This is a genomic window from Massilia frigida (assembly GCF_011682175.1).
GTDB classification, from domain to species: domain Bacteria; phylum Pseudomonadota; class Gammaproteobacteria; order Burkholderiales; family Burkholderiaceae_D; genus Telluria_A; species Telluria_A frigida.
In genome coordinates this window covers 1-24,299 of record NZ_WHJG01000021.1, presented here as the reverse complement: position 1 = coordinate 24,299, position 24,299 = coordinate 1, and the positions used below count along the sequence as shown (strand labels likewise).

At 64.0% G+C, this 24,299-nt stretch carries 22 protein-coding genes; 12 read left to right on the top strand and 10 right to left on the bottom strand.

Translation table 11 applies throughout. The annotated features are described in order from the left end of the window. Positions 1–198: 198 nt before the first annotated feature. Positions 199–510 carry a cupin domain-containing protein gene (locus F2P44_RS19620; RefSeq protein WP_167088740.1) on the bottom strand — a complete coding sequence of 104 codons (312 nt, stop codon included), beginning with the start codon at positions 508–510 and terminating at the stop codon, positions 199–201. After that, complete coding sequence (locus F2P44_RS19615) at positions 507–1,109, bottom strand: DJ-1/PfpI family protein (RefSeq protein WP_167088739.1); 603 nt, start codon at positions 1,107–1,109, stop codon at positions 507–509. Before F2P44_RS19615 ends, F2P44_RS19620 begins: the two co-directional genes overlap by 4 nt. A 79-nt stretch (positions 1,110–1,188) precedes the next feature. On the opposite strand from F2P44_RS19615, the gene F2P44_RS19610 reads away from it, so the two are divergent. After that, positions 1,189–2,166 carry a GlxA family transcriptional regulator gene (locus tag F2P44_RS19610; RefSeq protein WP_167088738.1) on the top strand — a complete coding sequence of 326 codons (978 nt, stop codon included), beginning with the start codon at positions 1,189–1,191 and terminating at the stop codon, positions 2,164–2,166. A 38-nt stretch (positions 2,167–2,204) separates the two neighbouring features. Here the strand turns inward: F2P44_RS19610 and F2P44_RS19605 are convergent, their stop codons facing one another. From F2P44_RS19605 to vioA, 6 genes are all read right to left on the bottom strand, one after another. Further along, positions 2,205–3,386 carry an MFS transporter gene (locus tag F2P44_RS19605; protein WP_167088737.1) on the bottom strand — a complete coding sequence of 394 codons (1,182 nt, stop codon included), beginning with the start codon at positions 3,384–3,386 and terminating at the stop codon, positions 2,205–2,207. A 113-nt stretch (positions 3,387–3,499) separates the two neighbouring features. Beyond that, positions 3,500–4,096, bottom strand: coding sequence for a violacein biosynthesis enzyme VioE (gene vioE / locus F2P44_RS19600; protein WP_167088736.1), 597 nt, complete (start codon positions 4,094–4,096; stop codon positions 3,500–3,502). A 10-nt stretch (positions 4,097–4,106) separates the two neighbouring features. Beyond that, positions 4,107–5,222 carry a flavin-dependent violacein biosynthesis monooxygenase VioD gene (gene vioD, locus F2P44_RS19595; protein ID WP_167088735.1) on the bottom strand — a complete coding sequence of 372 codons (1,116 nt, stop codon included), beginning with the start codon at positions 5,220–5,222 and terminating at the stop codon, positions 4,107–4,109. After that, positions 5,222–6,511 (bottom strand): NADP-dependent violacein biosynthesis oxygenase VioC, encoded by a 1,290-nt coding sequence (gene vioC / locus F2P44_RS19590; protein WP_167088734.1) that lies wholly within the window; start codon positions 6,509–6,511, stop codon positions 5,222–5,224. The genes vioD and vioC overlap by 1 nt, the downstream gene beginning before the upstream one ends. Beyond that, entirely contained in the window at positions 6,512–9,529 is a 3,018-nt protein-coding gene (gene vioB, locus F2P44_RS19585; RefSeq protein WP_167088733.1) for an iminophenyl-pyruvate dimer synthase VioB, read from the bottom strand. Next, complete coding sequence (gene vioA, locus F2P44_RS19580) at positions 9,526–10,833, bottom strand: flavin-dependent violacein biosynthesis tryptophan-2 monooxygenase VioA (protein ID WP_167088732.1); 1,308 nt, start codon at positions 10,831–10,833, stop codon at positions 9,526–9,528. The genes vioB and vioA overlap by 4 nt, the downstream gene beginning before the upstream one ends. A gap of 589 nt (positions 10,834–11,422) precedes the next feature. Here vioA and F2P44_RS35630 point away from each other — a divergent pair. The 11 genes from F2P44_RS35630 to F2P44_RS19525 all read left to right on the top strand — a co-directional run bounded on the left by F2P44_RS35630 (position 11,423) and on the right by F2P44_RS19525 (position 21,469). Continuing rightward, positions 11,423–11,695, top strand: coding sequence for a hypothetical protein (locus F2P44_RS35630; RefSeq protein WP_229423631.1), 273 nt, complete (start codon positions 11,423–11,425; stop codon positions 11,693–11,695). 161 nt (positions 11,696–11,856) lie between these two features. Next, a complete protein-coding gene (locus F2P44_RS19570; protein WP_370662723.1) occupies positions 11,857–12,255 on the top strand; it encodes an acyl-CoA thioesterase in 399 nt (132 codons plus the stop codon). Between the two features lie 413 nt (positions 12,256–12,668). Further along, positions 12,669–13,172, top strand: a complete 504-nt coding sequence (locus F2P44_RS19565) for a hypothetical protein (RefSeq protein WP_167088730.1) — start codon at positions 12,669–12,671, stop codon at positions 13,170–13,172. A gap of 34 nt (positions 13,173–13,206) precedes the next feature. Further along, a complete protein-coding gene (locus F2P44_RS19560) occupies positions 13,207–14,043 on the top strand; it encodes a S8 family serine peptidase (protein WP_167088729.1) in 837 nt (278 codons plus the stop codon). Beyond that, positions 14,040–14,981, top strand: coding sequence for a cyanobactin maturation protease PatG family protein (locus tag F2P44_RS19555; RefSeq protein WP_167088728.1), 942 nt, complete (start codon positions 14,040–14,042; stop codon positions 14,979–14,981). The genes F2P44_RS19560 and F2P44_RS19555 overlap by 4 nt, the downstream gene beginning before the upstream one ends. A gap of 11 nt (positions 14,982–14,992) precedes the next feature. Continuing rightward, the gene (locus tag F2P44_RS19550) at positions 14,993–15,895 is read left to right on the top strand and encodes a hypothetical protein (protein WP_167088727.1); all 903 of its coding nucleotides are present in this window, start codon (positions 14,993–14,995) and stop codon (positions 15,893–15,895) included. Positions 15,896–15,963: 68 nt separating this feature from the next. After that, complete coding sequence (locus F2P44_RS19545) at positions 15,964–16,230, top strand: hypothetical protein (RefSeq protein ID WP_167088726.1); 267 nt, start codon at positions 15,964–15,966, stop codon at positions 16,228–16,230. 11 nt (positions 16,231–16,241) lie between these two features. Next, positions 16,242–17,177: a prenyltransferase/squalene oxidase repeat-containing protein gene (locus tag F2P44_RS19540; RefSeq protein WP_167088725.1), complete on the top strand. Its 936-nt coding sequence runs from the start codon at positions 16,242–16,244 to the stop codon at positions 17,175–17,177. A 205-nt stretch (positions 17,178–17,382) separates the two neighbouring features. Then, a complete protein-coding gene (locus tag F2P44_RS19535) occupies positions 17,383–17,628 on the top strand; it encodes a hypothetical protein (protein WP_167088724.1) in 246 nt (81 codons plus the stop codon). A gap of 236 nt (positions 17,629–17,864) precedes the next feature. Next, positions 17,865–20,831 (top strand): M12 family metallo-peptidase, encoded by a 2,967-nt coding sequence (locus F2P44_RS19530; RefSeq protein WP_229423630.1) that lies wholly within the window; start codon positions 17,865–17,867, stop codon positions 20,829–20,831. 80 nt (positions 20,832–20,911) lie between these two features. Beyond that, positions 20,912–21,469 (top strand): cohesin domain-containing protein, encoded by a 558-nt coding sequence (locus F2P44_RS19525; RefSeq protein WP_167088723.1) that lies wholly within the window; start codon positions 20,912–20,914, stop codon positions 21,467–21,469. Positions 21,470–21,770: 301 nt separating this feature from the next. On the opposite strand, the gene F2P44_RS19520 is transcribed toward F2P44_RS19525, so the two are convergent. Together F2P44_RS19520 and F2P44_RS19515 are read right to left on the bottom strand one after the other, a co-directional pair. Beyond that, positions 21,771–22,448: an IS6 family transposase gene (locus F2P44_RS19520; protein WP_167088722.1), complete on the bottom strand. Its 678-nt coding sequence runs from the start codon at positions 22,446–22,448 to the stop codon at positions 21,771–21,773. A 126-nt stretch (positions 22,449–22,574) separates the two neighbouring features. Next, entirely contained in the window at positions 22,575–23,594 is a 1,020-nt protein-coding gene (locus tag F2P44_RS19515) for a hypothetical protein (protein WP_167088721.1), read from the bottom strand. Positions 23,595–24,299: the final 705 nt, after the last annotated feature.

Sequence of the window (24,299 nt, the reverse complement as noted above, 5' to 3'; positions counted from 1 at the left end):
ACCGCAGTAGGGGCAAAATGTGTTTCTCCAGTATCAGGGACCGGGTTGCCAGTGTCAAATAGTTGCACCATCCAAACGTGCGGATGTCACCCTGGAGAGACGGTATGCATAAACGGCTACCTTGCTTGAAAATCCAGTACGCCGGCGCCCGGGGCATGCGGGCGCGGCGAGGCCGCGCCGATGATCGCCGCCCGGCGCTTAAACGCTGCCGGCGCGCTCGATGACGAGAATGCGCGCCTGTCCCTGCGGGTGCGCGCTGTGAGCGTCGCCCGCAGCGGCGTGGAAGATGTCGCCGGCGCGCAGGTGCGCCGCCAGTTCGCGGCCAGCCTCCCGATAGTGCATTGTCACTTCGCCATCGAGCACCGCGAAGACTTCCTCGCCATCGTTGACATGCCAGGGGTAGGGCTGGTCGGTCCAGTGCAGCCGCACGGTGGCGTCTTGCATGGCGGCGATCAGCTGCGCCTCCCAGGCGCGCGAGCCCGTGTAGTCCTTGCCGCGTACGATCCTCATCCCTCGTTCCAGTCGTAGTCCATCTGGCGCGCGGTGCGCACGGCCAGCTCGCGCCCCGCCAGCCGTTCGACCAGGTGCAGCGACATGTCGATGCCGGCCGAAATGCCGCCGGAGGTGACGATGGCGCCGTTGTCGATCCAGCGCCGTTCGGCCAGGACCCGCACCTGCGGGAAGGCTGCGCGCAGTTCGGCCACGTCCTCCCAGTGGGTGGTCGCCTCCTGCCCGTCGAGCAGGCCGGCCTGCGCCAGCAGGATGGCGCCGGTGCAGACCGACGCCGTCAGTTCCGACGCTTTGGCGGTGGCGGCGATCCACGCGATCACGTCCGGCTTCGACATTTCGGCCGTGACCACGCCGCCCGGCACGATCAGCACATCGATCTTGCCGGCGCCGGCGAAATCGGCTTCCGGCAGCACGCTCAGTCCAGCCCGGGCGCGCAGCATCGCGGCCGTGGCGCCGACGGTGCGCACCCGGAACGGTGCTTCGGCGTCCGGCATCATCTTCGCGGCGACGCGGGTGGCGCAGGTGAACACTTCGTAGGGACCGGTGAAATCGAGTACTTCGACGTCGTCAAATACATAGATACCGATGGTGCGTGTCATATTGCCTCCTTGAACAAGAGGCCCATCATGGCACGATGCGGATTGACATAAATGACATTCATAGTGGAATATCTGCCAAATGAAACCAATCGATATCTGGCTGCTGGTGTTTCCCGGCTTCGTACTCCTGGACGCGACCGGCCCCGCGCAGGTCTTCGCCAGCGCCAACGACGAGGCACGCGACGCGGGCTTGCCGCAGCCTTACCGGATCGGCATGATCGCGCCCGGCGGCGGTCCGGTGGCGTCGTCGTGCGGCGTGACGGTGCTGGCCGCGCCGCTGCCGGCGGCAGGGCGCAACCTGGCCGGGGCGACGCTGATCGTCTCCGGTGGACGCGGCGTGGCGCAGGCGGGCGGCGCGCATGACGCAGCCATGGTGCGCTGGGTGGCACGCGCGGCGGGCCGGGTGGCGCGCTGCTGCGCGGTGTGTACCGGCGCCTTCGTGCTGGCGCGCGCCGGCCTGCTCGACGGCCGCCGCGCCGTGACGCACTGGATGGACGCGGCCTTGCTGCAAGCGCAATTTCCGTCAATCGAGGTGCACGACGACGCGATCCATATCAAGGATGGCCCGGTATACACCTCGGCCGGCATCGCCGCCGGCATGGACCTGGCGCTCAGTCTGGTGGAGGAAGACCAGGGCCGCGCGGCCAGCCTGGCGGTGGCGAAGCGGATGGTGGTGTTCTTCAAGCGGCCGGGCGGCCAGCGCCAGTTCAGCTCCCAACTGTTGGCGCAGGCCGATCCGCAGGACGTGCATGGCCAGCTGGTCGCCTGGCTGCGGCCGCGCCTGGGGCAGCAGATCGACGTCGACCAGATGGCGGCCGCGTGCGCGCTGTCGGTGCGGACCCTGCACCGCCGGCTGCGCCAGGCGGCCGGCCTGTCGCCGGCGCAGCTGCTGCTGCGGCTGCGCATGGAAGCCGCATGCGGCCTGCTGGAACGCCCCGGCATGACGGTCAAGCGCGCCGCCAGCCAGAGCGGCTTCGGCAACGAGTACAATCTGCGCCGCGCCTTCGCCGCACAGCTGGGCGTGGTGCCGAGCGACTACCAGGCGCGCTTCGGCTGAAGCTTGACCATGGGGTGGCCATGGTCAATCCCAGGTCCTTAGTTCCTTCCAGCCGTCAACGCGACCCTGCCCGCATCACGCGACTTTTGCCCGAGGTAAGGCAGCAAGCTGAGCAGTGCAAGGAGTGACAGCGCAACACCGACCCACAGCGGCGAGCGCAAGCCCCAGCCTGCGGCGATACCCAGGCCGCCGATCCACGACCCGACGCCCAGCCCGATGTTGATGACCGATGTGTGAACGGTGTTGACCAGTGGCCCGGGATGCACGGTCTTCATCACGCGCGCGATGATGGCGGGATTCATGGACATGCCAACCAGGCCGGTGACCACCAGCATCGCAACGCTGATCGTTTGATTGTCGGCGAAGAGGGCGAACAGCGCCAGGCTGACGCCCAGGAGCATCATGCCGCCGACCATGATGGGAATGGTGTACTGGTCCGCAAAACGGCCCACCAAGCCATTGCCCACCACGTTGGCGATGCCGTAGACACCCAGCAGCCACGGAATCGAGGAAGACGGAAAACCGGCAATCCCGGTCAGGATTGGCGTGTAGTAGCTGAAGGCCGCAAAGGTCGCGCCGATGATCAGTCCACTGCTGGCATAGGCCGTCCAGAGATGGGGATTCCTGAGCTCCCCCAGTTCGTCGCCGAGGCTGACCGCGTCGGCGGGCTTCGAGCGCGGCACCAGGATGGCGATGAGCGCCATGCACACTGCCGCCAGCACCACCACCAGCCAGAAGCTGGCGCGCCACCCCATGTGCTGGTCGATGAGCGTGGCCATTGGCAGGCCCAGGACGGAGGCCAGCATCAGCCCCCCGATCACGACCGCCGCGGCGCGGCCGCGCGATTCAGGGCGGACCTGGTCGGCACAGATTGCCAGCGACATCCCAAAGCAGGCCGAGCCGGCTACGCCCGTGGCAACCCGTGCGATGGCCATGATGTCGTAGTTGGCGGCCGAGGCCGCGATGGATTGGGCAATGGCGTACAAACCCAGCATCCACAGCAAGGCTTGTTTATTCGGTATGCGCAGCTTGAGCAAAGCGACGGTGGTCAGTGGGCCACCGATGACCATGCCAATGGCGTACAGCGAGATCAGATAGCCGATCTGCGTCAACGACACGCCCATCGCCCGGGCCAGCGACGGCATCATGCCCGCCACCATGAATTCGGATGTCGTGATCGAAAAAATCGTCAACCCGAGAATATAGACAAGCAACGGCATAGGGGATTCCTTTGAGAGTAATTGCTGGAACTGGAATGAGGGGCGAGGATGGCGAACGAGGCCATCCCCGGAAAGCCGGCGGCGCACGTCGATGCGCCGGGCTGATTCGCCGCTTATCGGGACGACACGTCGTTTTTTTCCGACATGAATACGCTGTCCGCGATGTCCCCGGCAACAAAGTTTGGAAAGTCGCGTACCGACTGATGCTGCGCATCGTTGCCGGTGACCATGCGCAGCAAGCCGTTGCCGCCGGCCTGGAGGTAAAACACCGAACGCGCCTTGCCTGGCCGCTCCACCACCCAGGCGTCAGCCGCCTGGCCCAGCACGGTGTGGCGGCCGTCGTGACGCGCTGCGCCGTCGACCAGGATCGCCTGCGGCAGGAACAGCGCCTGGAACGGCGTTACCTCGTCGGCCAGCACGGTGTCGCGCAGTTCCACCCCGCTGGCCGACGCTTCCCTGGCATACGCGACCTTCTGCTTGCGGCTGCGCTGGCGGCCGGCATCGCCGATTTCCGACATCCACAGCCGGTGCCCTGTCTCCTGTTCCGACCAGGGATTGAACAGGCCGTCGATGCGGCAAATGTTGCGGGCATAGTCGAACCAGCAATAGCCGGAGGTGACCTCGTCTTCTTGCTGCATCGGCAACCAGTAGGAGATGTAGGCGCTGCTCCATTGCATCGGCAGCAGCGGCGGGGTGGCGTGTGGCGGCATGGCGGCTCCTTTAGCGACCGAGGGCGTAGCCGAGGCTGGCCATCAGCGCATCCTGCAGCGGCGGCAAGTGATTGCGGCGGGCGTCGAAGCTGGCGGTCAGGTCCGCGTTGCTCAGAGCGGCACGCTCGCCCGCGGTTTCAAACCACAGGCGGCTGGCGTTGGCATGTTCCTTGAACAGCTGCACCAGCGGCACCGCGCGCGCGTTGAAGCTGGCCAGGGCCGCGGCCGTGTCGGCTTCGGCGCTGAGCGTTTTCACCAGCAGCTGGGCCACCACCACCGCCATGGTGGTGCCATGGCCGATCGAGAAGTGGCCCGATTGCAGCGCATCGCCGATCAGGACGAACTTGCCGTCGCTGGCCAGGTCGTGGCTGAGGGTCATGAAGTTGCGCCAGCCCTGGCCCGGCTGGCTGACCAGCGTGTGCTGACCCAGTTCCGGGGCGAACGCCTTGGCGATATAGGCGGCGTCGCGCTCGGCATCGAATCCCAGCTCGGCTTTGGCATACGTCTCTTCGCTGCACTCGACGATAAAGGTGCTCATCGTGTCCGAGTATTTATAGGCATGGCCGATGAAAAGACCGTGCTTGTTCTCGCGGAACACCAGGTTCATCTGGTCGAACAGCTGGGTGGTGCCGTACCAGATATATTTGTTGCGCCCGAAATCGACCTGCGCCGCCAGCGCTGGCGGCAGTTCCAGCGATGTGTGGTTGATGCCATTCGACACCACCACCAGATCGTACCCGGCTTCCAGTTGCGCCACGCTGGCCAGCGGGGTTTCGTAACTGATCGTGATGCCGGCCGCCACGCATTTGGCGCGCAGCGCCTGCACCAGGACCTGGCGTTCGACGCCGCACAGCGTCACGCCGGTGCTCATCAGGTTCGGCTGGTCGTGGTGGACCAGCTTGAATTCCTCCAGGAATTGCGGATGCAGCAGTTCCGGCTGCGCCAGGTAAGACAGCGGATTGGCGGGATGGCGCGGCGGGCGTCCCGGCAGCACCACGCCCCAGCCCAACACCTCTTCCTGGGTATTCTTTTCCGCAATACTGATATTCCAGGCGGGTTGGGCCTGTTTCATTTGACTGGCAAAGATCAGTCCGGCTGGTCCGGCGCCGATGACGAGAATGTTCATTAGTTTACCCTTCCAAGTTTGTACCAAACGTTTTGCTTCTTCTGGATCTGCTGCAGCACATCGTAGGGAACCGATGTGAAGTACAGTTTCTCCGCCATGTCGGGCGGATAAACACGGGGAAATTTCTTGTGCATGTAACGGGTGTACCGGGTCTGCAGGAAGAAAATAAAATTCGGGTTGCTCAGCACTTCGTAGTTGGCGATCGCCATATCCTGCATGGCGTCCGCCTGCACCTTGCGCTGCTGCGTGAACTCGGACAGGGCGCGCGCCAGGTCGTCGCCGTAGCGGTCGAGCAAGGTGACGAGGACCTGGACATCTTCGAGCGCCATGTTCATGCCCTGCCCGAGGAAGGGGGCGGTGGCGTGCGCCGCATCGCCGATCAGGACCACATTGCCCTTGTAATGAAAGGTGCTGGAGCGGACATTAATGAGGTCGTTGCTGGGCAGCGCCAGGAACTGTTCCAGCAGCGCGTCCCGGCTGGCCTGCGGCAGGCGGCCGAAGTAGCGGCTGAAGAAGCCTGACATGGCTTCCCGGTCGTGCGTGGTCAGGCTTGGGGTGCCGGAGTAGGGCAGGCAAATGGCGAAGCTGATGCTGCCGTTCGGGATGGTGGCCGCGCGGCCGGCAAACGTGCCTTTCGAATCCATGCCGAAGAAATACAGCAGATCCTTCCTGAAGCCGAGTTCAGCCGCGTTCGGCAGCACCAGGGTCTTGTAGCCGTGGCGGAAAAAGCTCTGCGTGAACTCGAAGCGCCGCATGCTGCTTTGCATGGCGCGCCGCACCGCGGAGTGCGCACCGTCGGCGCCGATGATCAGGTCGCCCTGCAACTGCTGCAACACGCCATCCTCGCCCTGGATCAGCACGGTTTTGTTTTCCAGGTCGACATCCAGGCACTTATGCCCGAAATAGTATTTCACCTTGTGCCTGGCGGCGCATCTGTTCAGCAGGCGCTGGAAGGCGGTGCGGTCCAGCGATAAGGGATACAAGCCTTCGAGCGCAGCCAGCTCGCGCACCCGGTATTGACCACCGACCGAAAATGCCATGCCGACGATGGGTTCGCCGCACTGGTCCAGGTCGTGTTTGCTGATCCCGGCTCCCAGCACCGCCTTGATGCCGCGCACGGTCATGCTCACGCCGATGGCACGCGAGCTGACCGGATCGGCGTTTGCCGCGGTTTCCAGCAGCGGATCGCTGCGCTTTTCGACAACGTGGACTTGGTGTCCGCGTTGCGCCAGATAGATGGCGCTCAGGCTACCCGCCAGGCCGCCGCCTACGATGATGATTTTGTGCATTTAGGCCTCTCTTGACATCTTTCCCCGAGATAAATCGGTCAATTGCTGATTAAAGAACTCCAACATGGCGATTTGCGCCATGCCGACCACATCGGCTTCAAGGCTGCGGGCGTACTGGGCCAGCGCCAGGCATTTCTGCGCCAACATTTGGCAGCCGAGGCTGTAGTCGCTGTCGATGGTGGTGGTGACCGGTTCGGGTACCGGCGGTCCGGCGTTGCGGCCGGGCACGCCGGACGGCATGTTCATCAGCGCGGCCGACAGCGGCCGCAACAAACCGGTCATGATGTCGATGGATGCATTCATCAGGCGCGAGCGGCGCAGGCTGCCCAGCGGCTTTTGCGCGAAATGGTGCGCCATCAGCTGGAAGGTCAGCTCATAGCAGCCTTGATACAGCTGCATCAGCGAGCGCGCCTTGCGGTCGGTGACCACGGTGCAGTCGGCGCGTGCTTCCAGCACCGGGTTTTTCAGCGCCGGCACTGCCGGCTCGAACGGTTTGCCGCGTGCCGAAAAGCGGCCGGCCAGCTCGCGCAGCCGCTGGAAATGCGATACGGTGAAATGCGGTGAATCGACAGCGACGCCTTCCCCCTGCTCGGTGACGAAGTCGATCGCAAACAGCGCGCTGTCGCGGTCGCCAACTTCCAGCTGATACGCGGGATAGGCGCGGTTGGTGAGCTCCTTGAGGAACAGGTGGTGTTCGCCGCCGCGTTTGCCGCCGTCGGGGTCGAACAGGTCCGGCAGGTCGGCCAGGGCCTGGCGGATCGCCGCATACAAGGTGGCGATCGATTTGCCCGGCGTGGGAAGATAGTCGGGCCACTCGAAACGCACGAACCGGGCGAGGACATGCTCCGAAAAAGGTTCGAATGCAAATTCCGTGTCCAGGCCGAAGCGCTGCCGCGCCTGCTCGCCGAGCGCCGGGGCGCCGGCGTAAAACGGCTCGCCCAGCGCCATCAGCACATTGTTGACCATCAGGTAATGAATCATTTCCTCATGGGCGATGTCGAGCAAGGCGCCGCGCGCGCCGCTGTTGCGGCGCCGGTCTTCGGTGCCGCAGGCCAGTTCCAGCTCGTCCGGCAGCCAGCGGCCGGCGTCGACCAGTTTCACGCCCTGCGCATGGTTGGGAATGGCATAGGCGGCATACAGGTACTGCAGCATGAGCGACAGTTCCAGGTCGATCGCCTTTTTCAGCTCGGCGATCAGTTCGCCCTTGCAGCCGATGACATGCCGTACGCCCGCCTGGGGAAGCGTGGTCTTGGCGGCGGCTTCGACCTGGGTCAGGTATTTCAGGAACAGGCGCGCTTTCGGCTGCGACAGTTCGCGCGTGCTCGGCATGTAGTAGCTCTTGTCGCGGTTTTGCGGATCGCACATTTGCCACATCAGGCGCGAATAGGTTTCGCACTTGCAGTGATCCGCCAGGCTGAACACCTTGTCCGACATGAAGGGATACACCAGCTCGTAATAGCTCATCACGTGCTGGTAGAGGAAGGCATAATCGACCTGTTCGGCCGCTACCTCGTCCAGGTCCCAGTCGTCGGGCAGGACCCGGGCGCCGATGAACTGCTGCCCCTTTGCCTCGCCCAGCATGATGCGGGTCGCGCCCGGATGGCGGCCGGTGAGGGTCAGCTGCGCGTAGCCCTCGCCCAGCGCCGATGCTGCCACCTGCGCGCTGACGAGCGCGCCGTCTTGCGCCTGCGCCGTCAACCCCGGATGCGCGGCCAGCTCGCCGCGCAAACGGCTTTGTACCGTGATTGTCTGCGGAAAGTCCTGCTGCTTGTGGCGGTTGGGCGCTTCCAGATACAGGTGATTGCTGTCCGATTGCAGCACCCAGTCGGCTTCGTCCCACTGCGCCTGGGGGCTGGACAGGCTCAGCGAACCGGAGGCCGTGGCGGGGTGCAGCAGCGGCACATCGACGACACCATGATGGCGCCAGTAATCCAGGTACAGCTGCTCGGGGATGCGGGCGATCAGCCTGCCGGTGGCGCCGTGCAGCAGGAGATCGCCCAGCGCCCGCTTGCCGCCCAGGGCATGGGTCGGATGCTGTTCGGACACGGCGCCTGCCTCGCGCGTGGTGAAGGGAACGGCGGTCGGCATATTCAGCGAGACCCGGTCCGCATGCACCTTCACCAGCACCGGCCCCAGGCTGCCCTGGCGCGGCAGCAGCAGGCGCCCGGCCGGATAGGTGGCCAGCTCGTCGCGGCGCCACAGGCCGATGCTGCCGGCCAGGTCGTAGAAGACCGGCGAGTCGGGCTTCTGCGGCGTCGACATATTGAATAAGGCATACTGGATCGTCAGCCCCAGCACGTCCTCGTCGGCCAGTGCCTGCTGCAATGCGCGCATGCTGTCCGGCAGCGGTGTGTCCGGATTGAACAGGAAATGGGGATCCTGCTTCGCCACCGAAAACTGGAACAGCCTGGAACGGCCGAATTCATCGTCGAGAAAATGCCCCTGGCGTTCGGTGATATGGCCATTGCCGACCCAGCGTACCGAGTGCGCCTGCCCGATGTCGGCACTGAACAGGCTGGGCGTATTGGGCGTGGCGTGCTTGCCGCTCAGCGTGAACTGGCCGGCGTAAATGAGCGTGCTATCCGGCTCGGCCGGATTGCTGTCGACCCATCGGGCGCGGTTGACCGTGGTGCGCAGATAGTCGTTGTAATGTCCCCACAGGGCCAGCTTGGCACCGACCAGCGCGTCCTGGGTGTCGACCTCGCCATCGCGCAGCTGGACGCCGGTGATCCTGGCGTTTTCCCAGGAAAAATGGTTGTTGCCGCAAAAATTGTAGCCTGCCGCCTCGCTGAAGATGCCTTCCGGATCGGGCTTGCCCGCGGCATTGAACCTCGGGGCAAGCTGTTTCAGGTGCTCATGGAATTCGGACGGCGGGCGGCGCAGATCGACTGGTTCACCCGCGATCGATACCGCATTGGTGGCGATATCGATATGACCGTGCGTATTGCGGTTAGCGGTCGGCACATTGGCGCGAGCAAACCCTCGAAAATGAAAACGGGGAAAGTCGAGAATACTCATGCGCGCTCTGTCAGGGAGGTGGCGCGCGTCACACCGTCGCCGGATTGGTCAGCCGGGTGGTTGAGCCGCTCCAGCAACAGGCGGGTGGCGTGCCCGGCGCTGATCAGGCTTCCTTCCATCCAGCCGCAATGCGCGGTATAGGCGTCCGAGCAGGAAATGATGCCGTTGCGGTGGAGCAGGGTGGCCGGATGCTCGGCTTCCGGCTCCAGGCTGAACTCGACGCCATGGGGCCAGTGCTTGTAAAAATGCGCCTTGATCTGCGGCAGCGGCTGGCCATTCAGCGGCAGCACTTCCTTCAGATGGTGGCGCACCCGGTCCAGGTAAACGTCTTCCCCTTGCTCCAGGTATTCGCGCCAATAGGTGGCGCTGGCGCTGTCGGTGTAGAACACCAGATATTTGTCGCTCTTGAAGTAGATTTTCCGAAGTGGATTATCGGCCATCAGCACTTTGTCGGTCAGCCCGAGCGCGTCCCACCACGCCGTATCGAAGGTCAGGAAGCCCTTGAACAAAGGCAGGGAATCGTACTGGAAGGGACTGAAGGAAGCCGGGAAGTCGACGTTCAGGCGCTTCATGGCGCTCGGCGGAAGGGTCATGATCACATGGCGCGCCCTGTGCATCTGGGTATCGCCCATATGGCGGAAGGCGAGCACATGGTCGGCGCCGCATTTTTCAACCGACAGCAAGCGATGCCCCAGCCGGAATTCCACGCCGGCCTCCTGTGCCTGGCGCTGCAGCTGGCGCAGCAGTTCGCTGTAGCCATCGGTGGCATAGCGCCATTCGTTGGCGGCGTTTTCGGTAAAGCTTTGGGTTTCCGGGTGCTTTTTGAGGATGTCGTACGCCATGGCGGCCGAGATGACCGGCATGAGCAAGGCGTCATAGCCAGTGGCCTTGATCATGCGGGTCGCTTCGGCGGCGCCCAGGTACTGGCTGACGAAATCAAGGAAAGAATCATTCGGGTGTTCGTTCAGCATCGCACTCAGGCTCACCAGGGTGGCCTTCAGCTTTTCCTGTGCGCGATCGAGCGACACGACCTGGGTGAAAGGGTAGGTCGCATGCGCCAGTCCGCATTCCCGCATGAGCTGCTCGACATGCGGATGGAGCTGCGGCGAGTAGCGGGCGGCACCGAGTTCGGCGATTTCCTCCTCGTCTATCTTGCGCGACTGGATGCGCCCGCCCACGCTGGTATCCATATCGAACACCCGCACCCGCAAATTCTTGCCAGCGGCGGCGTTGATCAATTGGGCCGCACAACTCAATCCCCCTATACCCGCGCCAACTATGCAAATGTCAGAATAATTTGTCATCCAGAATTCCTTTTAGTTAATCAATAACCGGAAGCAACGGTGCTCCCGCCATGTTTTGACATATCGAAAGGCGCAGGGTGCAGCCCGCTCGCCGGGCGGTACCGGCGGTGGGATGACGCGCGTCTGTCGACCAGCTGCGTGGTTCAAGAAGGGCGATGTTGGTCAGCGTGTTTTCTGTTTCCAGGCCAACGGCCCGCCGCCTTTGTAGTAAGCGGGTAATGCTCAAGAGAAAGTATTTTTTGCGAATTCAACTGCGTGTTTCTCATTGCCGCACTGCCGGAGCCGCACGACAACAGATAGTTACCTATTCCGAATTCTTGCCAAATTGCAAAGTCAGTGCGACTTTACATATACCTGTTTATGGACGTAGCTATCATTTCGTATAGGTAGGCTGCGGCGCTCGCAAGCTGATACATACGCGGATAAAAAAGCGCTACGCCGCCCCGGCGTAGCGCCAGGCAGGGCGGGTTTGCATCCGGCGACGGTAAGGGGAATGTCAACCAGGGGCGAAGCCCGGGCTCAGCCTGCGGCGGATCAGCGTCGCGTTTCGGCGGGATGAGACGAGAAAGCGGCATAAGGCGGGAAGCTCATGCACGTCGGACGAAGCGCGCCTTTCTTCACGTTTCTTTTGTCATCCGTCCCGGCAGATGGTGGCCGCTTGGCGCTGTCGGCCCTGACCCTGCACCGCCGGCTGCGGCTGCGGCTGCACAGGCAGGCCGCGTGCCGCCTGCTCGCGTGCCCCGCCATGACAGTCAAGCGCGCCGCCAGCCAGAGCGGCTTCGGCACGGAGTACAATCTGCGCCGCGCCTTAGCCGCGCAACTGGGCGTGGTGCCGGGCGACGACCAGGTGCGCTTCGGCTGAGACCGGGAACGCGGAATGATGCGGGCGCTTGGAAGCGCGTATGCCGAGAGGCCGGTGGCGCATGCGGGGGCTGGTAAACAAAATTGCATCGGATAAGGTGTGCAATCGCACAAATCTAGTGAAAAGGGACTGTTTTGGACTGGGACCATGTAAATCCATTCGTGCAGACGATCACGCCTCAGCCAGGGGATATCGACGGGCTCAATCACACCAACAATGCCGTGTATGTCCAATGGTGCGAACAGATCGGCTGGGCACATTCGCACAAGCTTGGTTTGCACCTGGACGATTACCGCCGCCTGGACCGGGCGATGGCGATTCGCCGCGGCGAGTACGACTACCTGCTTCCCACCGCGTTGGGTGAGTCCCTGACGCTGGCCACCTGGCTGACCGGTGGCGATGGCAAGATCGCGATGGAGCGCCGTTTTCAATTGATCAGGGACCGCGATGGCATGACTGTCCTGCGTGGGCGATGGGACCTGGTGTGCATTGAAATCAGCAGCGGCCGGGTGCGCCGCATGCCAGCCGAGTTTCTTGCCGCATATGTGCCTGCCGGGTAACTGTAGCGGGGCGCGATGCACTGCGCGATCGCACAAAGCGATGCCGGACCGGCCCTGAGCATTTATCGCAAGTACGAGGACATGCGATCGATCGCCATGGGCCGCCAGCCGTCGGCCGACACGGAACAACTGACGAGCCGGCCGGGCTTGCGCACCCCCTTACAGCGCGGCGCCGGCCTGTGCGCTGTCGCGCCCCGGCGATCCTTGTCGCCCCTGGCAGAGTGACGAGGTTGGCAATCAACCATTGATATTTCTCAATGCCGCAGCATAAGAAGGGCAACAGACTTTACCAAGACGTCCCCTCGCTGTGCTACCAGGGCCGGGCATGTTTCAGCGGTGGGCGCTACCTATCCTCCTGCCAGGTTTTGCTGCGACGAACCGATGTGCTCCGTGCCCCTTGAAGGAGAGAATCAATGAACTCGCTCCGCATGACCTCGGCTTGCCTTGCCTTCACCTTTGGCTTGTCCGCTTGTACCACGCCGCTGGACCCGATCGCGGTCATTTACTATCGGCAACTAGGCGTGTGCACGCACGCGCAGACGGGCAGCGGGGCCATCACGGCGCCCGCCGGCCACGCGATTGTCGTCTTCAAGGTATTTCGTATCGATAACACCAAAGTCGGCAAGAGCTGGTCGTTCGACCCGGCGACCATGGAGCTCGCGTCGCCCCCGATGAAGCAGAACCTGGGCGGCACCGGCCCGGTACCGGTCGCTGCCGGGCAAAACGTGACGCTCAATGCCCGGGTCGGCATCCTGGTGGAGACGGACAAGCCGGATGGATCGGACGCCGCCGCGACCAACTACTTCCTCGTGTATCCGATGGTGGCGCCGGCCCCGGGCACCCTGGGGGCGAAGGAAAATTCGTCGCAGGTGTCCTACCCCTTCGCCGCCGACTGCAACGCCATTGCCGGCGGCTGACCCGGCCATGGATGGCGTGTCGAGAAGCCTCCTGTTGCGACAAGCGGGCATTGGCGTATCCCCTGGCCATGTTCGCGCGAGCGCCGCATCCGCCCGCATCGCGCTGCTGGACGGTGGCGCCGACCTCGCTCATCCGGCATTGGCCGGCGAGCGCATCGTGGCATCGGCCGGCGCGGCGCCGGGCCGCGCTGGCGCGCACGCGACGTTTTGCGTCTCACTGCTTGTGGGCAGTGACGCCGCCGCGCGCGAGGGGCGCGTGCTGGCCCTGTGCGCGGGGGCGACCATTTTTAACTTCGCCGTCATCGACGACGCCATGCTGGAGGGACGCGCATCGATCGCGGCCACGGCCGACGCGCTCGCGCGGGCGCTGCGGCAAGCCGTCGATGCCGGCTGCCGCACCATCGTCTTTTCCAGCGAGCTGCTGCAAGCCGATTCGCCCCAGTGGCGCAGCCTGCGCGATGCCGTGCAATGGGCGCGCGCGCAAGGCGCCATTGTCGTGGTCCCGGCGGGCAATCACGGTGCCGGCTGGGGCCAGGTGCCTTGCCCGTGGCCCGGCATCCTGGTGGTCGGCTCGATTGGTCCATCGGGAAACATCTCTGCATTTTCCGCCCATGCTCGACGCCTGCCGAATGTCGTCTACGCGCCCGGCGAGCTGGTTCCCGGCGCCGCAGCGGGCCACGGCTACGAGTTGCGCTCCGGGACCAGTTTCGCGGCGGTGCTTGCCGCCGGCGCGCTGGAATTGCTGCGCGTGACGCGTCCCGCCGATGCCTGGCCCGATCTTGTCGCTACGCTGTTCAGACCACCATGGCGTTGTTTGGACGCCTCCGTACTTTTCCCACCAACTTGCCTTGCCCAGGAGATCCCGATATGAATGCGATGCAGCCTGAGACGTCCCCACTCCCCGCCAACGTTCCCGGAGCGCCACCGGCCCCGGCATCGGCCGCGCCGTGTCCCGACTGTGCCGGCAAGGCCCGCACCAGCGTGTCGGAGCAGTATGTCTACGCGATCGGGCAACTGGAAGTGCGCTTCCCCTCGCTGGGCATCGAGCGCGAGTACCAGCAGCGCGAGTGCGCGCTGCGCGAGCCGGGCGCTCGCGCGCGTGGAGCCCGCATCTGTTCGGTTCTTGAGCGCAACCCCCATCTGGCGATGCGCATGAGCTACATCTTCCTGATCGACGGCATGCCCGCGTATGCCATCAATCCGGCCGGGGGCTTCATGAAGGACGCGCTGTTCGAGGCCGTGGCCGGCTGCGACGAGCAGGCCCATTTCTGCGTGCTGGTCGGGCGTACCGGCACGTTTGCGGCGGCGCCCGCGCATGGCGGTTTGCTGTTGACGACGGTATCGGCCGACCAGCTTTACAACTTCTCCCTGTCCGAATGGGTCGAGGGGCTCACCCGCAGCGCGCAGCCGGTGCTCGAATCGCGCAAGATCGACGCGGCGCACTTCGACGCCGTGGCCCGCAACCTGTTCCGCGACACCTCGCGCACCCCGGAGAACCTGGGCGCCACCGAGGGCCACCGGGCGCTGAACTATCTGCTGGTGCAGCACCCCGGCATCTTCCTGGCGGCTGCGGAACGGCCCGGACACCACCTGGCGGGCGTCGAGACGCGCGTACACCAGACCGTGGGCGGACGGCGCCACGTGATCGTCATCCTGGCGTTTGTCGACCGCGCGACCGGCGTCGCCGAGCGCCTGTATTGCACCGTGGACGTGACCGAGGAATGGCCGTTCGTGGTGGGCACGGAGGCGTCGACCTCGGCACTCGGCCTGGCCCCCTTCGTCGACAGCGCGATGTACGCGGTCGGCTGAGGCGGCACAGCATGGGTGCCGCTGCGACTTTCCAGCAACTCTTTCGTGGCGCGCTCAGCCGTCAGGTGGAGTACAGCTACAGCGACGACCAACATCGCTTCAGCAGCATGATCCCGCTGAGCGCGAGCCAGTTGCCCGACCTGGAGGTGCTGGCCGCCGAGATCCCGTTCGCCGGCGACTGGGCCTGGTCGGTGCGCCGCTTCGCGCAGGCGGTCCGTCCCGACGCGTTCCTGCTGCGCCTCGATTGGGAGGGGAACACGGCGAGCGCGCTCACCTTGTATTGCCGTTTTCCGGGCGAGCCGGACGAGGCCGCGTTTCGGGCGGCGCTGGCGCATGCCCGGCCATTCGACTGGAGCGGCCCGAGCCCGGATGGTGTCGCGCGCGCCCTGGGCGTGAACGGTCCGCGCGGGATCGCCTTTCGATCCAGCGGCAAGGGGATGAACAACACGGCCTTGTACTTCAAAAGCGGGGAACACGCGGGCAGGGCGCTCGGAGAAAGGATGCCCGCCTTGCTGGCCGCCTGCGGCTACCCGGCAGGGCTGCAATCCCTGCTGGAGAAAGACTTGCACGCGCTGTACCGGCCCGGCCCTGTGGGCGTGATCGGTGTGGACGACGGACAAGAGGGACAGGCGCGCGCCTTGAAGTTCGATCCCGCCAACGTTGCGCTGGACATCGCCTTCGACTTTTTGGCCCGTGCGCAGGTCCCGGCGCAGCGCATTGACGCTCTGCGCCGGACCGCGCGCGATCTCAGGGCCGACGCGGCGAGCTACCTGAGCGCGCAATACGGCCCCGATGGCCTGCGGGGCTGGCGCATTTATTTTGCTTGCGAACCTTGCAGCACCAGCGCACCGTCCCGGCCCCTGATCGACACCCAGAGAAACCTGCGGGAACTGCGGCGCTTGCCGCACTACTAGCACCAGGCCGGGCCGTGATCGTGCGGCCCGGATGTACTGCCCATCACCAACGATTCAAGGAGAATAAAATGTTACCAGGATTCACAGCATTGCAAGCTTCGCAACCGGCCGTCGCGCTGGCCGGTCCGTGGGATTCGGCCCAGGCGTGCAGGCCGCTCGGGACCGATACCTTTTGCACGGCCTTGGTCCAGTGGTGCAAGGATGTCTATTTCTGCCCCGGCGGATCGGCGCCCGTCAGCTGGAACGGCGTCTTCGTCGGCTATGGCACCCTGGACACCCACACGCCCTATCCCTGCGGCGTGTGCGTCGGTATCGACGGCCCGGACGACTGGTGAGTCGGGGTCCCGTGCCAGCGCCATTCGAGCGCGCCATCCGCGCTGCCATTGCGGGCGGTATCGATTACCTGTTGTCGCAGCAGGATGGCGACGGGTTCTGGCGCGAGTTCGACCTTGCGCCCGGTCCGTCCGAAGCATGGACGACGGCGTGGGTGGGCTGGTGCCTGACCGGTGCCGCCGAGCGTGGCCCGGCGGCGCGCGTGCGGGTGCAGGCGGCGCTGGCACGCGCCTGCCGCGCGGTCATGTCCGCCAAGGGTGACGCGGGCTGGGGCTACAACCGCCGTACAGGTGCCGACGCCGATTCCACGGCGTGGGCACTGCGCTTTTGCGCGGCCCAGGGCATGGCACTCGATGGCGCCGGCCTGCTGGCGCCCTACATCGATGCGGGCGGGGGTGTCCATACCTTTGTCGAGCCAGGATGGGGGCGCTGGACCGACGCGCACGATGACGTTGCGGCGAACGCCGGCCTGGCATTGCTCGCCATGCCGAAGGCGGGTGCCACGCTGCAAAGGATCGTGCGCAGAGTGATCGAGCGCTGTCCCGGCCACACCTTCTGGTGGTCGACCCAGGCCTACTGCATCGCCTGGGGCCTGCGATTGGTAAGTGCCTGTCCAGCGCAGGCGCCGGGCGGCCTGCCGCCCGGGTTTCGGCGGGCGCTCGATGCATTAGCCGGGCCCGCGTCGTGTTTCGACGTCGCCCACCGGCTTCTCGCCGCACTGGCCCTGCACGATGCCGGCGCGGCCAACAGCTGGTGTGCCGTGCTGCTCGACCAGTGGCAGGCGCCTGCATGGCCGGGATCGCCGGTACTTCTCGTGCCGGATCGAACGACGGCGACGCCGCTCGATCCGCAAGCGGAGATGAAGGCCTTGTTGACGACTTCGATATGCGTGCGCGCACTGTCCGAATTTCTTCGGCTTCCGGACCACATCGCGTCGTCCGCCACCTGAGGGGCTCAAGCGCAGTTTTTCGGAGCGCGCCGGGATCGCTGTAAAAAGCGCATCCCGGCGTGCGTGCCGATAGTGCGCTCCCCTTGCGTCAAAAAGCGCATATTCTGCAAGCTCAACGATTCACTCCCGATGTCGATCAAGACAGTGTGATCGTGTAGCGCCGTGCTGCGGGTCGATTATCTGCGCGGTCGAGGGCGTGGCGGTCTTGCTGTTCAACTATTTTCCCGATTCGCAGGAAAGCGTGAGCCTGTTTCTCAGCCCGATGTCCAGGCCGGGTCGCCTGGCGCTGCCCGCGCGTGGCGCGCTGGCGTTCGAGGACCGCCAGCCGGACCACCGAGGCTGGCCGCCGGGCGTCAAGTTTGACCGGCGCGGCGGCTGTTTTCGGCGCCTTTCATGCCATGCGCATACCGACCGCGCGCTTTGCGCCGCGCGGGCCACCTTCCTTCGTTGACTTTACAACAGGAAATTAGTTATTCTTGTGCAAAGTGGAAATATGACAATATTATTACTCCAGTCTTGTTGCCTTAGTTGCAGCAAGACGAGGGCAGTGCTTGCCTGAAGAAAAAGCACGCCCGTACTGCCGGAAAAAAGCACAGGAAGAAATCTCACCGACGAATCGAAGCTCACCACGCCGCGAAAGGGCACCGCATGACAATGAAGCCTTGGAATCCGTTAGACAACGGCGGATTGCAACATCCGCGTAGCGCCGCATGCAAGAAATCCTCGCTTGCCCTCTGTATTGCCCTTGCCTTTGCCGCCGCGCCGTTCGCGCAGGCTGGCGCGGCCGGCCCATCCGCCGCAGCGGCATCGACCCAGCGCGCCGCGCCGTACTGGCAGGACGTGGCCGTCTCCGCTGGACGGATGAGCGCCACCAGCGCCCGCACGCCGTCCCTGAACCTGCGGCGCTTCCGTGGCGCCACGCTGGATGCGGCCGGCATGCAGTCGTACGTTGCCGACGCCCCGCTCGAACGCGGCAGCAGCGCCCTGGCCAGCACCCAGACCATTTCGCTGCCGCATCCGGACGGCGGCTACCAGCGCTTCACCCTGGTCGAGTCGCCCATCATGGAAGCCGGCCTGGCCGCCAAGCACCCTGAAATCAAGACCTACAAGGGGCGCGGCATCGACGATCCTAGCGCCACCCTGCGCATGGACATCACGCCGCTCGGCCTGCACGCCTCGGTTCGTTCGGCCAATGGCGGCTGGTATGTGGACCCGTACTACCACCTCGATACGAGCGTGTACGCCAGCTACAACCGCGTCGACCTGATCAACTCGCACGGCCCGCTGATCGAAGGCGCGCTGGCCGAGCCGCAGCTGGCGCTGTCGCATTCTTTTTATAAAGAGGGCAGCGCGGTCGAAGTACGCGGTTTCGGCTTCGCGCCGGGGGCGAGCGTCAACCTGAGCGTGCGCGGCGAAGGCGACACGGCCACCTTGCATAGCGTGGTGGCCACGGCCGACGCCAAGGGTGCGGTCGCGGCCAGCCTGCCCGCCGGCCGCAGCGGCGCGTTCGAAGTCAGCGCCACCGACGGCAAGGCCACCAGTGCCGCCCCGTTCCGGGTGGTGGACGGCGACATGGCGCCGAACGCGGTCGTCAGCGACCAGTTGCGCACCTACCGGCTGGCGCTGGTCACCGACCCGAGCTATGCCACCCACTTCGGCGGCCCGGCCAACGTCACGGCCGCCAAGGTCACGCTGATCAACCGCGTCAGCCAGGTCTACGAGGATGAAACGGCGATCCGCCTGGTGCTGATCGACGCCACCGACGCCCTGAACCTCGACAGCGCCGCCCAGATGACCGGCACCGACGGCCCTTGCGGCGCGGCGGCATGCTACACCGTCACCCAGTCGGAAGGCTGCGGCAGTTCGACCCTGTCGCGCACGCGCGTCGTCACGGGCTTGCTGGCCGGCGCCAGCAACTTCGACGTCGGCCACATTGCGCTGGGCTTGAACGGCGGCGGCATTGCCAGCCTCGGCGTGGTTGGCGGCAATTCCAAGGCACAGGGTTGCACCGGCCTGCCGAAGCCGGTCGGCGACTCGTTCGCGGTCGACTACGTGGCGCACGAACTCGGTCACCAGTTTGCCGGCAACCACACCTTCAACGGCATCACCTCCAATTGCAGCGGCGGCAACCGCAATGGCGGCACCTCGGTGGAAGTGGGCAGCGGCTCGTCGATCATGGCGTATGCCGGCATTTGCGGCAGCGACAATCTGCAGCCGCACAGCGACCCGTACTGGTCGCAGCGCAGCCTCGACGAAATCGTGACCTACACCTCCAGCGCCGAGTCGATCCTGAACGAAGTCCAGGTCGTGGCATTGCGGGGTTTCAATACGGCAGGCCAGCAATTCCGGATCGACGTGAACGGCAACCTGTCGGCGCCGATCGTGCGCGGCACCAACTACACCACCAGCGGGGTCAAGGCCGCCCTGGAAGGCAGTCCGGGCTGGCCAGCGGGCGCCACGGTGTCGGTCAGCGCGCTGTCCGACACGGCGTTCACCGTGACCTTCAATGGTGCGCTCGCCGGCGTCAATGTCGCGACGCTCAAGCTGGCCGATTGCACGGGCGGCTGCAGCGGCCTGGTCGGTGAAGTCGCCAAGGGCGGACCGACCACGCGCGGCGGCGCCGTGTCGGCATCGGGCAACATCGCCCCTGTCGTGACGGTGCCGACCGGCTACACGATCCCGCTGCGCACGCCGTTCGCCCTGACCGGCAGCGCGACCGATGCCGATGGCGACCTGATCACCTACATGTGGGAGCAGAACGACCGTGGCGCGGCCAGCGGCACCGGCTTGACCAGCAACGTCAAGCTCAACGGCCCGCTGTTCCGCCAGTTCGGCACGCGCGCCGTCGTGAGCAACGCCGATTCGCTCGAATACAACTCGGCGGGCGAGAACCACACTACGGCCGACCCGACGCGGGTGTTCCCTGACATGGTGCAAATTCTGGCCAACAACACGAATGCGGTCACGGGCGCCTGTGCCGTTGCCGCCACGCCGCCGAGCGTGGCCGACGTCGACTGCTACTCGGAGTTCCTGCCGACCGCCGATTACGTGGGCCTGGCTGGCACCAACGCCTCGCCGGCATCGCTAACCTTCAAGCTGACGGCGCGCGATGGCAGGGGTGGCGTCAACAGCGCCAGCACCAGCCTGGTGCTGGCCGCCAATGCCGGGCCGTTCCTGGTGACCTCGTTCGACACGGCGCTGACGCTCGATTCGGGCTCGGTGCAGAAAGTCAGCTGGAACGTCGCCAACACCAATGTGGCGCCGGTGAACACGGCCAGCGTGAACATTGCGCTGTCGATTGACGGCGGCAAAACCTGGCCTTACCTGCTGGCCGAGGGCGTGCCGAACAACGGTAGCGCCAGCGTGACCTTGCCGTCGGTGACGACCAAAGCCGCACGGATCAAGGTGGAAGCGGTCGGCAACGTGTTCTTCGACGTGTCGAACGCGGACGTCGCGATCCGCCTGGCGGGTGACCTGAACAGCGATGGCACTGCCGATTGCGCCGACCTGGCGATCGTCAAGGCCTCGTTCGGCAAGCGCACCGGCCAGGCGGGCTTTGACTCCCGCGCCGACGTGGTGGTCGACGGCGTTGTCAATGCGCGCGACCTGGCTTACGTAGCGCAGCGCCTGTCGCAAGGCACTTCCTGCAACTGACCAAATGCGGCCGGCCGGGTGCGTGCATCCGGCTGGCCGTTACCGTACAACACGCCCCTTGGGGCAATAGGATAAACACGATGACGATTTTGAAGAAATGCCTGGCTGCCATGCTGCTGGCCGCCAGTACCCAGGCTTTTGCTATTCCAACGCTGTCGCTGAGCGCGGCGCCGGCCACGGTGGGCTCGACGGTGGACCTCGCCGTGAAGATCTCCGATATTTCGGACCTGTACAGCTATCAGTTCACGCTGACGTTCGACTCGGCTTTGCTCAAGGCGAACAGTGTCGTCGAGGGCGGCTTCCTGGGCACAGCCGGTCCGACCTACAGCGACGGCGGCGTGATCAACAACGCGACCGGCTTGATTTCGTACGTGTTCAACACGCGCCTCGGCGCGGGCGCCGGTGCCTTCGGCAGCGGCGACCTGGCGCACATCAGCCTGGACGCGCTCGCTTTGGGCAGTGCGGCGCTGACGTTCTCCGACGTGCTGTTCCTCGACTCCCGTCTGAACGAGATCGCGGTCACGGCCGATAACGGTTCGGTGCAGGTCGTGCCGGAGCCGGCTACCTACATGATGATGGGTGTCGGTCTGGCGGCGCTGGGCGTGATGCGGCGCAGGCAGCTGGGCGCGCGCGCCTGATCGGTGGTGCCGGCGGGGTGACCGCCGGCATGCGGCCAGTTGGCGATGGCGTCAACTGGCCTGCGCAAGCAGTCACAATCAGATTGTGCGCCTGAAACCGAGAATCATGGCCGGACGCTGACGATTGCAGGGTCGCCCATTGAGGCAGCAAATAGCGTGGGAATTGCAAGCTGACAGAAGCCTTGAGCGCCGGCGCCAGGGAATAGTCGAGGCGGCAGACTTTTCCGGCCGGCCGTTTGCAACGGTTCTGTCGCGTTGTTGATCAAACGACGGAATTTTCCCTGGAACGGCACTGTGCGCCTCAAACTGGACGGACCATCCCTGCCAGCGTAAAAAATTGCTCGGCGAACGACATCGCATCGGCGCCGTCGATTTCGAACTGACCCTTGCGGATCATGTGCATCAGCTCGATTCCAGCGAGCACCGAGCCGGCGGACCGGAACGATTTGAAGTTGAGCATGGGCTTGGTCACCCGCTTGATGGCGCGATGGTCCTGCTCGACAATGTTGTTGAGGTATTTGACCTGGCGTACTACGATCGGGACGTCGCGGCTGGTGTTGATCGCATCGATCGCCGCCTTGTCCATCGCGATCTTATCCGGATAGCCGTTCGCCACGATGGCCTTGTCGAAGAAGCGCTTCGCTGCGGCCATGTCGCGCTTGGCCGTCAGCAAGAAGTCGACTGTCTTGCCCTGCTTGTCGACGGCACGGTAGAGGTATTTCCAGACGCCCTTGACCTTGATGTAGGTCTCATCCATGCGCCAGCTGCAGCCGACCGGGCGCTTGTGTTTCCGGGCCATCTTCTCGATGAGCGGCAGGAAGCGAATCGCCCACCGGTTAATTGACGAATGGTCGACCGACACGCTGCACTCTTCCATCATTTCCTCGAGGTGCCGGTAGCTCAGTGGATAGCCGGCATACCACCGGATGCAGACGAGGATCACATCGATAGGGAAGCGCATCCCTTTGAAGTTGAGCATGTCGATTCGTCCTGGGTTCGGGCGCCGCAGTTTACATGATTGCCCCGCCGACGTTCGCTAATGCGACAGAACCCTTCGCGCCTATGACGGAAATTTCCAGGGTTCCGGCTTACGACACCGCAAACGTCATCGAGGGCAAAGTGGCAAGCTCAAATCTACATTCGGGCCCACCACTTCAGGAGATCGACACGTCGCTTTGTATGGCGGCAAAGGTTTTACATCTACCACAACTCCAAGAATACGTGATGTGGCAACAGCAATCTTTGATGCAATTTCGGCCGATATAAAGGATTTAGTGGTATCCACGGCGAAAGCGTAAAGCCTGCTCCCGGGCCCGGTCAGCAGCTCCTTGGAACCGAAGTTTTTAGCGAGTACGTTTTCAGTAAAATTGCTGAGTAACTGCTCGCCGTAGAACTTCGCGGTCTTGCCCCACTCGATTTGCTTTGCTGTGCCATTGCCAGCAAAGTTGATGGCATTGTCAAAAACAAAACCCTCAGCCATGCCGAACATCAGCCCAGCACCAATAGCTGCGGCACCGCCAACGATCAACCCCCCTCCAAGGGCGGTGCCCGCTGCCACCGTAAGACCTACGGCTACAGCAACACCGCCGGCAGTGATCAGCTTACCAGCTGACTCGCGCGCTTTGCTGGCCAGTGCGTTCGTCATCGCCGCAAGGTCGTCGAAAAGCGAGATGTCTGTGCTCGACGCTCCGCCAAAGATGTCTGGTGGCGCCATGTGCCGAAGACTGGCTTGGCTCTTGAACTTGGGCGATGCGGTGATATCGAGGCCTAGCGCGAGAAGCCAAGATAACAAGAGACGGTCCAGAACCTTGAGTTGATCGATATTCATGTCCGTCATCGCAGGCGGGCTGCCGCTACCGAATGTTTGCGCGATGTTCGCCCTGTAGATCGATGCCGAGGTCGATTGCAACAGCGATGAGCTAGCTTGTGTCATGATACTTTGAGCGATTCTGGCGACAACAAGAGCTACAGTCCCCGGCTTATAGATGCTCGCCGGCATTGCTGTGACATTAATGCTTACCGTCGATTTTTCCGTCACGCCGGCGAGGTCGCGAGTGAGCTCCAATTTAACCAAACCTTCCTTGCCAATCCAGTAAGAATCGAAGGCTCCCGCAGGAGCGAGCACGACAATGCTGGACCCGGATGATCTAGGTTGGAAGACGACCGGTATCGAAATCGCATCTGACAAGATCCAGCGTCCGGAGTAACGCGCTGCGCTCGAGTCTGGAATCGTTACAGTTATATCCGAGAAGGGCGCCACTGACGAGGGAGCCCCTTTGATTGAAAATGCTTCACCCGCCGGCGAAGTCGGTACGGAACTGCTAGGCGGAGTTGGTAAGGAACTGCTAGGCGAGGTATTGGCAGAATCCGCGCCTCCTCCGCCACAGCCCACTAGTCCCAGAGCGACAGTCGTTGCAGCGGCGTGAACGCCAGACAGTATGAGGCGCCTTTTCGGATCGAAAGTTGTGGAACTTTGGAGCGTCATTGGACGAACGCAAAACAATTTTATGAGCGGAGAGCCGGTTTGGAATTTGTTTTTCATGGTGATCTCACTTTAATTGAATTTTAAACCTGCATTGTCTACGCAAAGGGCTTGTCCGCTTCCTGGTAATTACAGTAGGCAGGAAGCGCGTTGCGTAGCCGTCGTGCGCCGGGCACCCAGATTCCGCAACCGCTTATTAATACTGTGCATAGAAACAGTACAGCCCATCTCGTTATACACAACTCAGGCGCCTTCCTCCCGTAGTGCCTGCAATGTTTGAGCTGCGGTCATTACTTGGTCCAATCCTCGCCAGATGGTCTTGACGCCGGGCTCGCCATCGCTTTTGCG

Excerpts from the sequence above, each read along its gene's own strand:
- F2P44_RS19620 (WP_167088740.1), bottom strand. The coding sequence starts at position 510 with ATGAGGATCGTACGCGGCAAGGACTACACGGGCTCGCGCGCCTGGGAG.
- F2P44_RS19615 (WP_167088739.1), bottom strand. The coding sequence starts at position 1,109 with ATGACACGCACCATCGGTATCTATGTATTTGACGACGTCGAAGTACTC.
- F2P44_RS19610 (WP_167088738.1), top strand. The coding sequence starts at position 1,189 with ATGAAACCAATCGATATCTGGCTGCTGGTGTTTCCCGGCTTCGTACTC.
- F2P44_RS19605 (WP_167088737.1), bottom strand. The coding sequence starts at position 3,386 with ATGCCGTTGCTTGTCTATATTCTCGGGTTGACGATTTTTTCGATCACG.
- vioE (WP_167088736.1), bottom strand. The coding sequence starts at position 4,096 with ATGCCGCCACACGCCACCCCGCCGCTGCTGCCGATGCAATGGAGCAGC.
- vioD (WP_167088735.1), bottom strand. The coding sequence starts at position 5,222 with ATGAACATTCTCGTCATCGGCGCCGGACCAGCCGGACTGATCTTTGCC.
- vioC (WP_167088734.1), bottom strand. The coding sequence starts at position 6,511 with ATGCACAAAATCATCATCGTAGGCGGCGGCCTGGCGGGTAGCCTGAGC.
- vioB (WP_167088733.1), bottom strand. The coding sequence starts at position 9,529 with ATGAGTATTCTCGACTTTCCCCGTTTTCATTTTCGAGGGTTTGCTCGC.
- vioA (WP_167088732.1), bottom strand. The coding sequence starts at position 10,833 with ATGACAAATTATTCTGACATTTGCATAGTTGGCGCGGGTATAGGGGGA.
- F2P44_RS35630 (WP_229423631.1), top strand. The coding sequence starts at position 11,423 with ATGCACGTCGGACGAAGCGCGCCTTTCTTCACGTTTCTTTTGTCATCC.
- F2P44_RS19565 (WP_167088730.1), top strand. The coding sequence starts at position 12,669 with ATGAACTCGCTCCGCATGACCTCGGCTTGCCTTGCCTTCACCTTTGGC.
- F2P44_RS19555 (WP_167088728.1), top strand. The coding sequence starts at position 14,040 with ATGAATGCGATGCAGCCTGAGACGTCCCCACTCCCCGCCAACGTTCCC.
- F2P44_RS19550 (WP_167088727.1), top strand. The coding sequence starts at position 14,993 with ATGGGTGCCGCTGCGACTTTCCAGCAACTCTTTCGTGGCGCGCTCAGC.
- F2P44_RS19545 (WP_167088726.1), top strand. The coding sequence starts at position 15,964 with ATGTTACCAGGATTCACAGCATTGCAAGCTTCGCAACCGGCCGTCGCG.
- F2P44_RS19525 (WP_167088723.1), top strand. The coding sequence starts at position 20,912 with ATGACGATTTTGAAGAAATGCCTGGCTGCCATGCTGCTGGCCGCCAGT.
- F2P44_RS19520 (WP_167088722.1), bottom strand. The coding sequence starts at position 22,448 with ATGCTCAACTTCAAAGGGATGCGCTTCCCTATCGATGTGATCCTCGTC.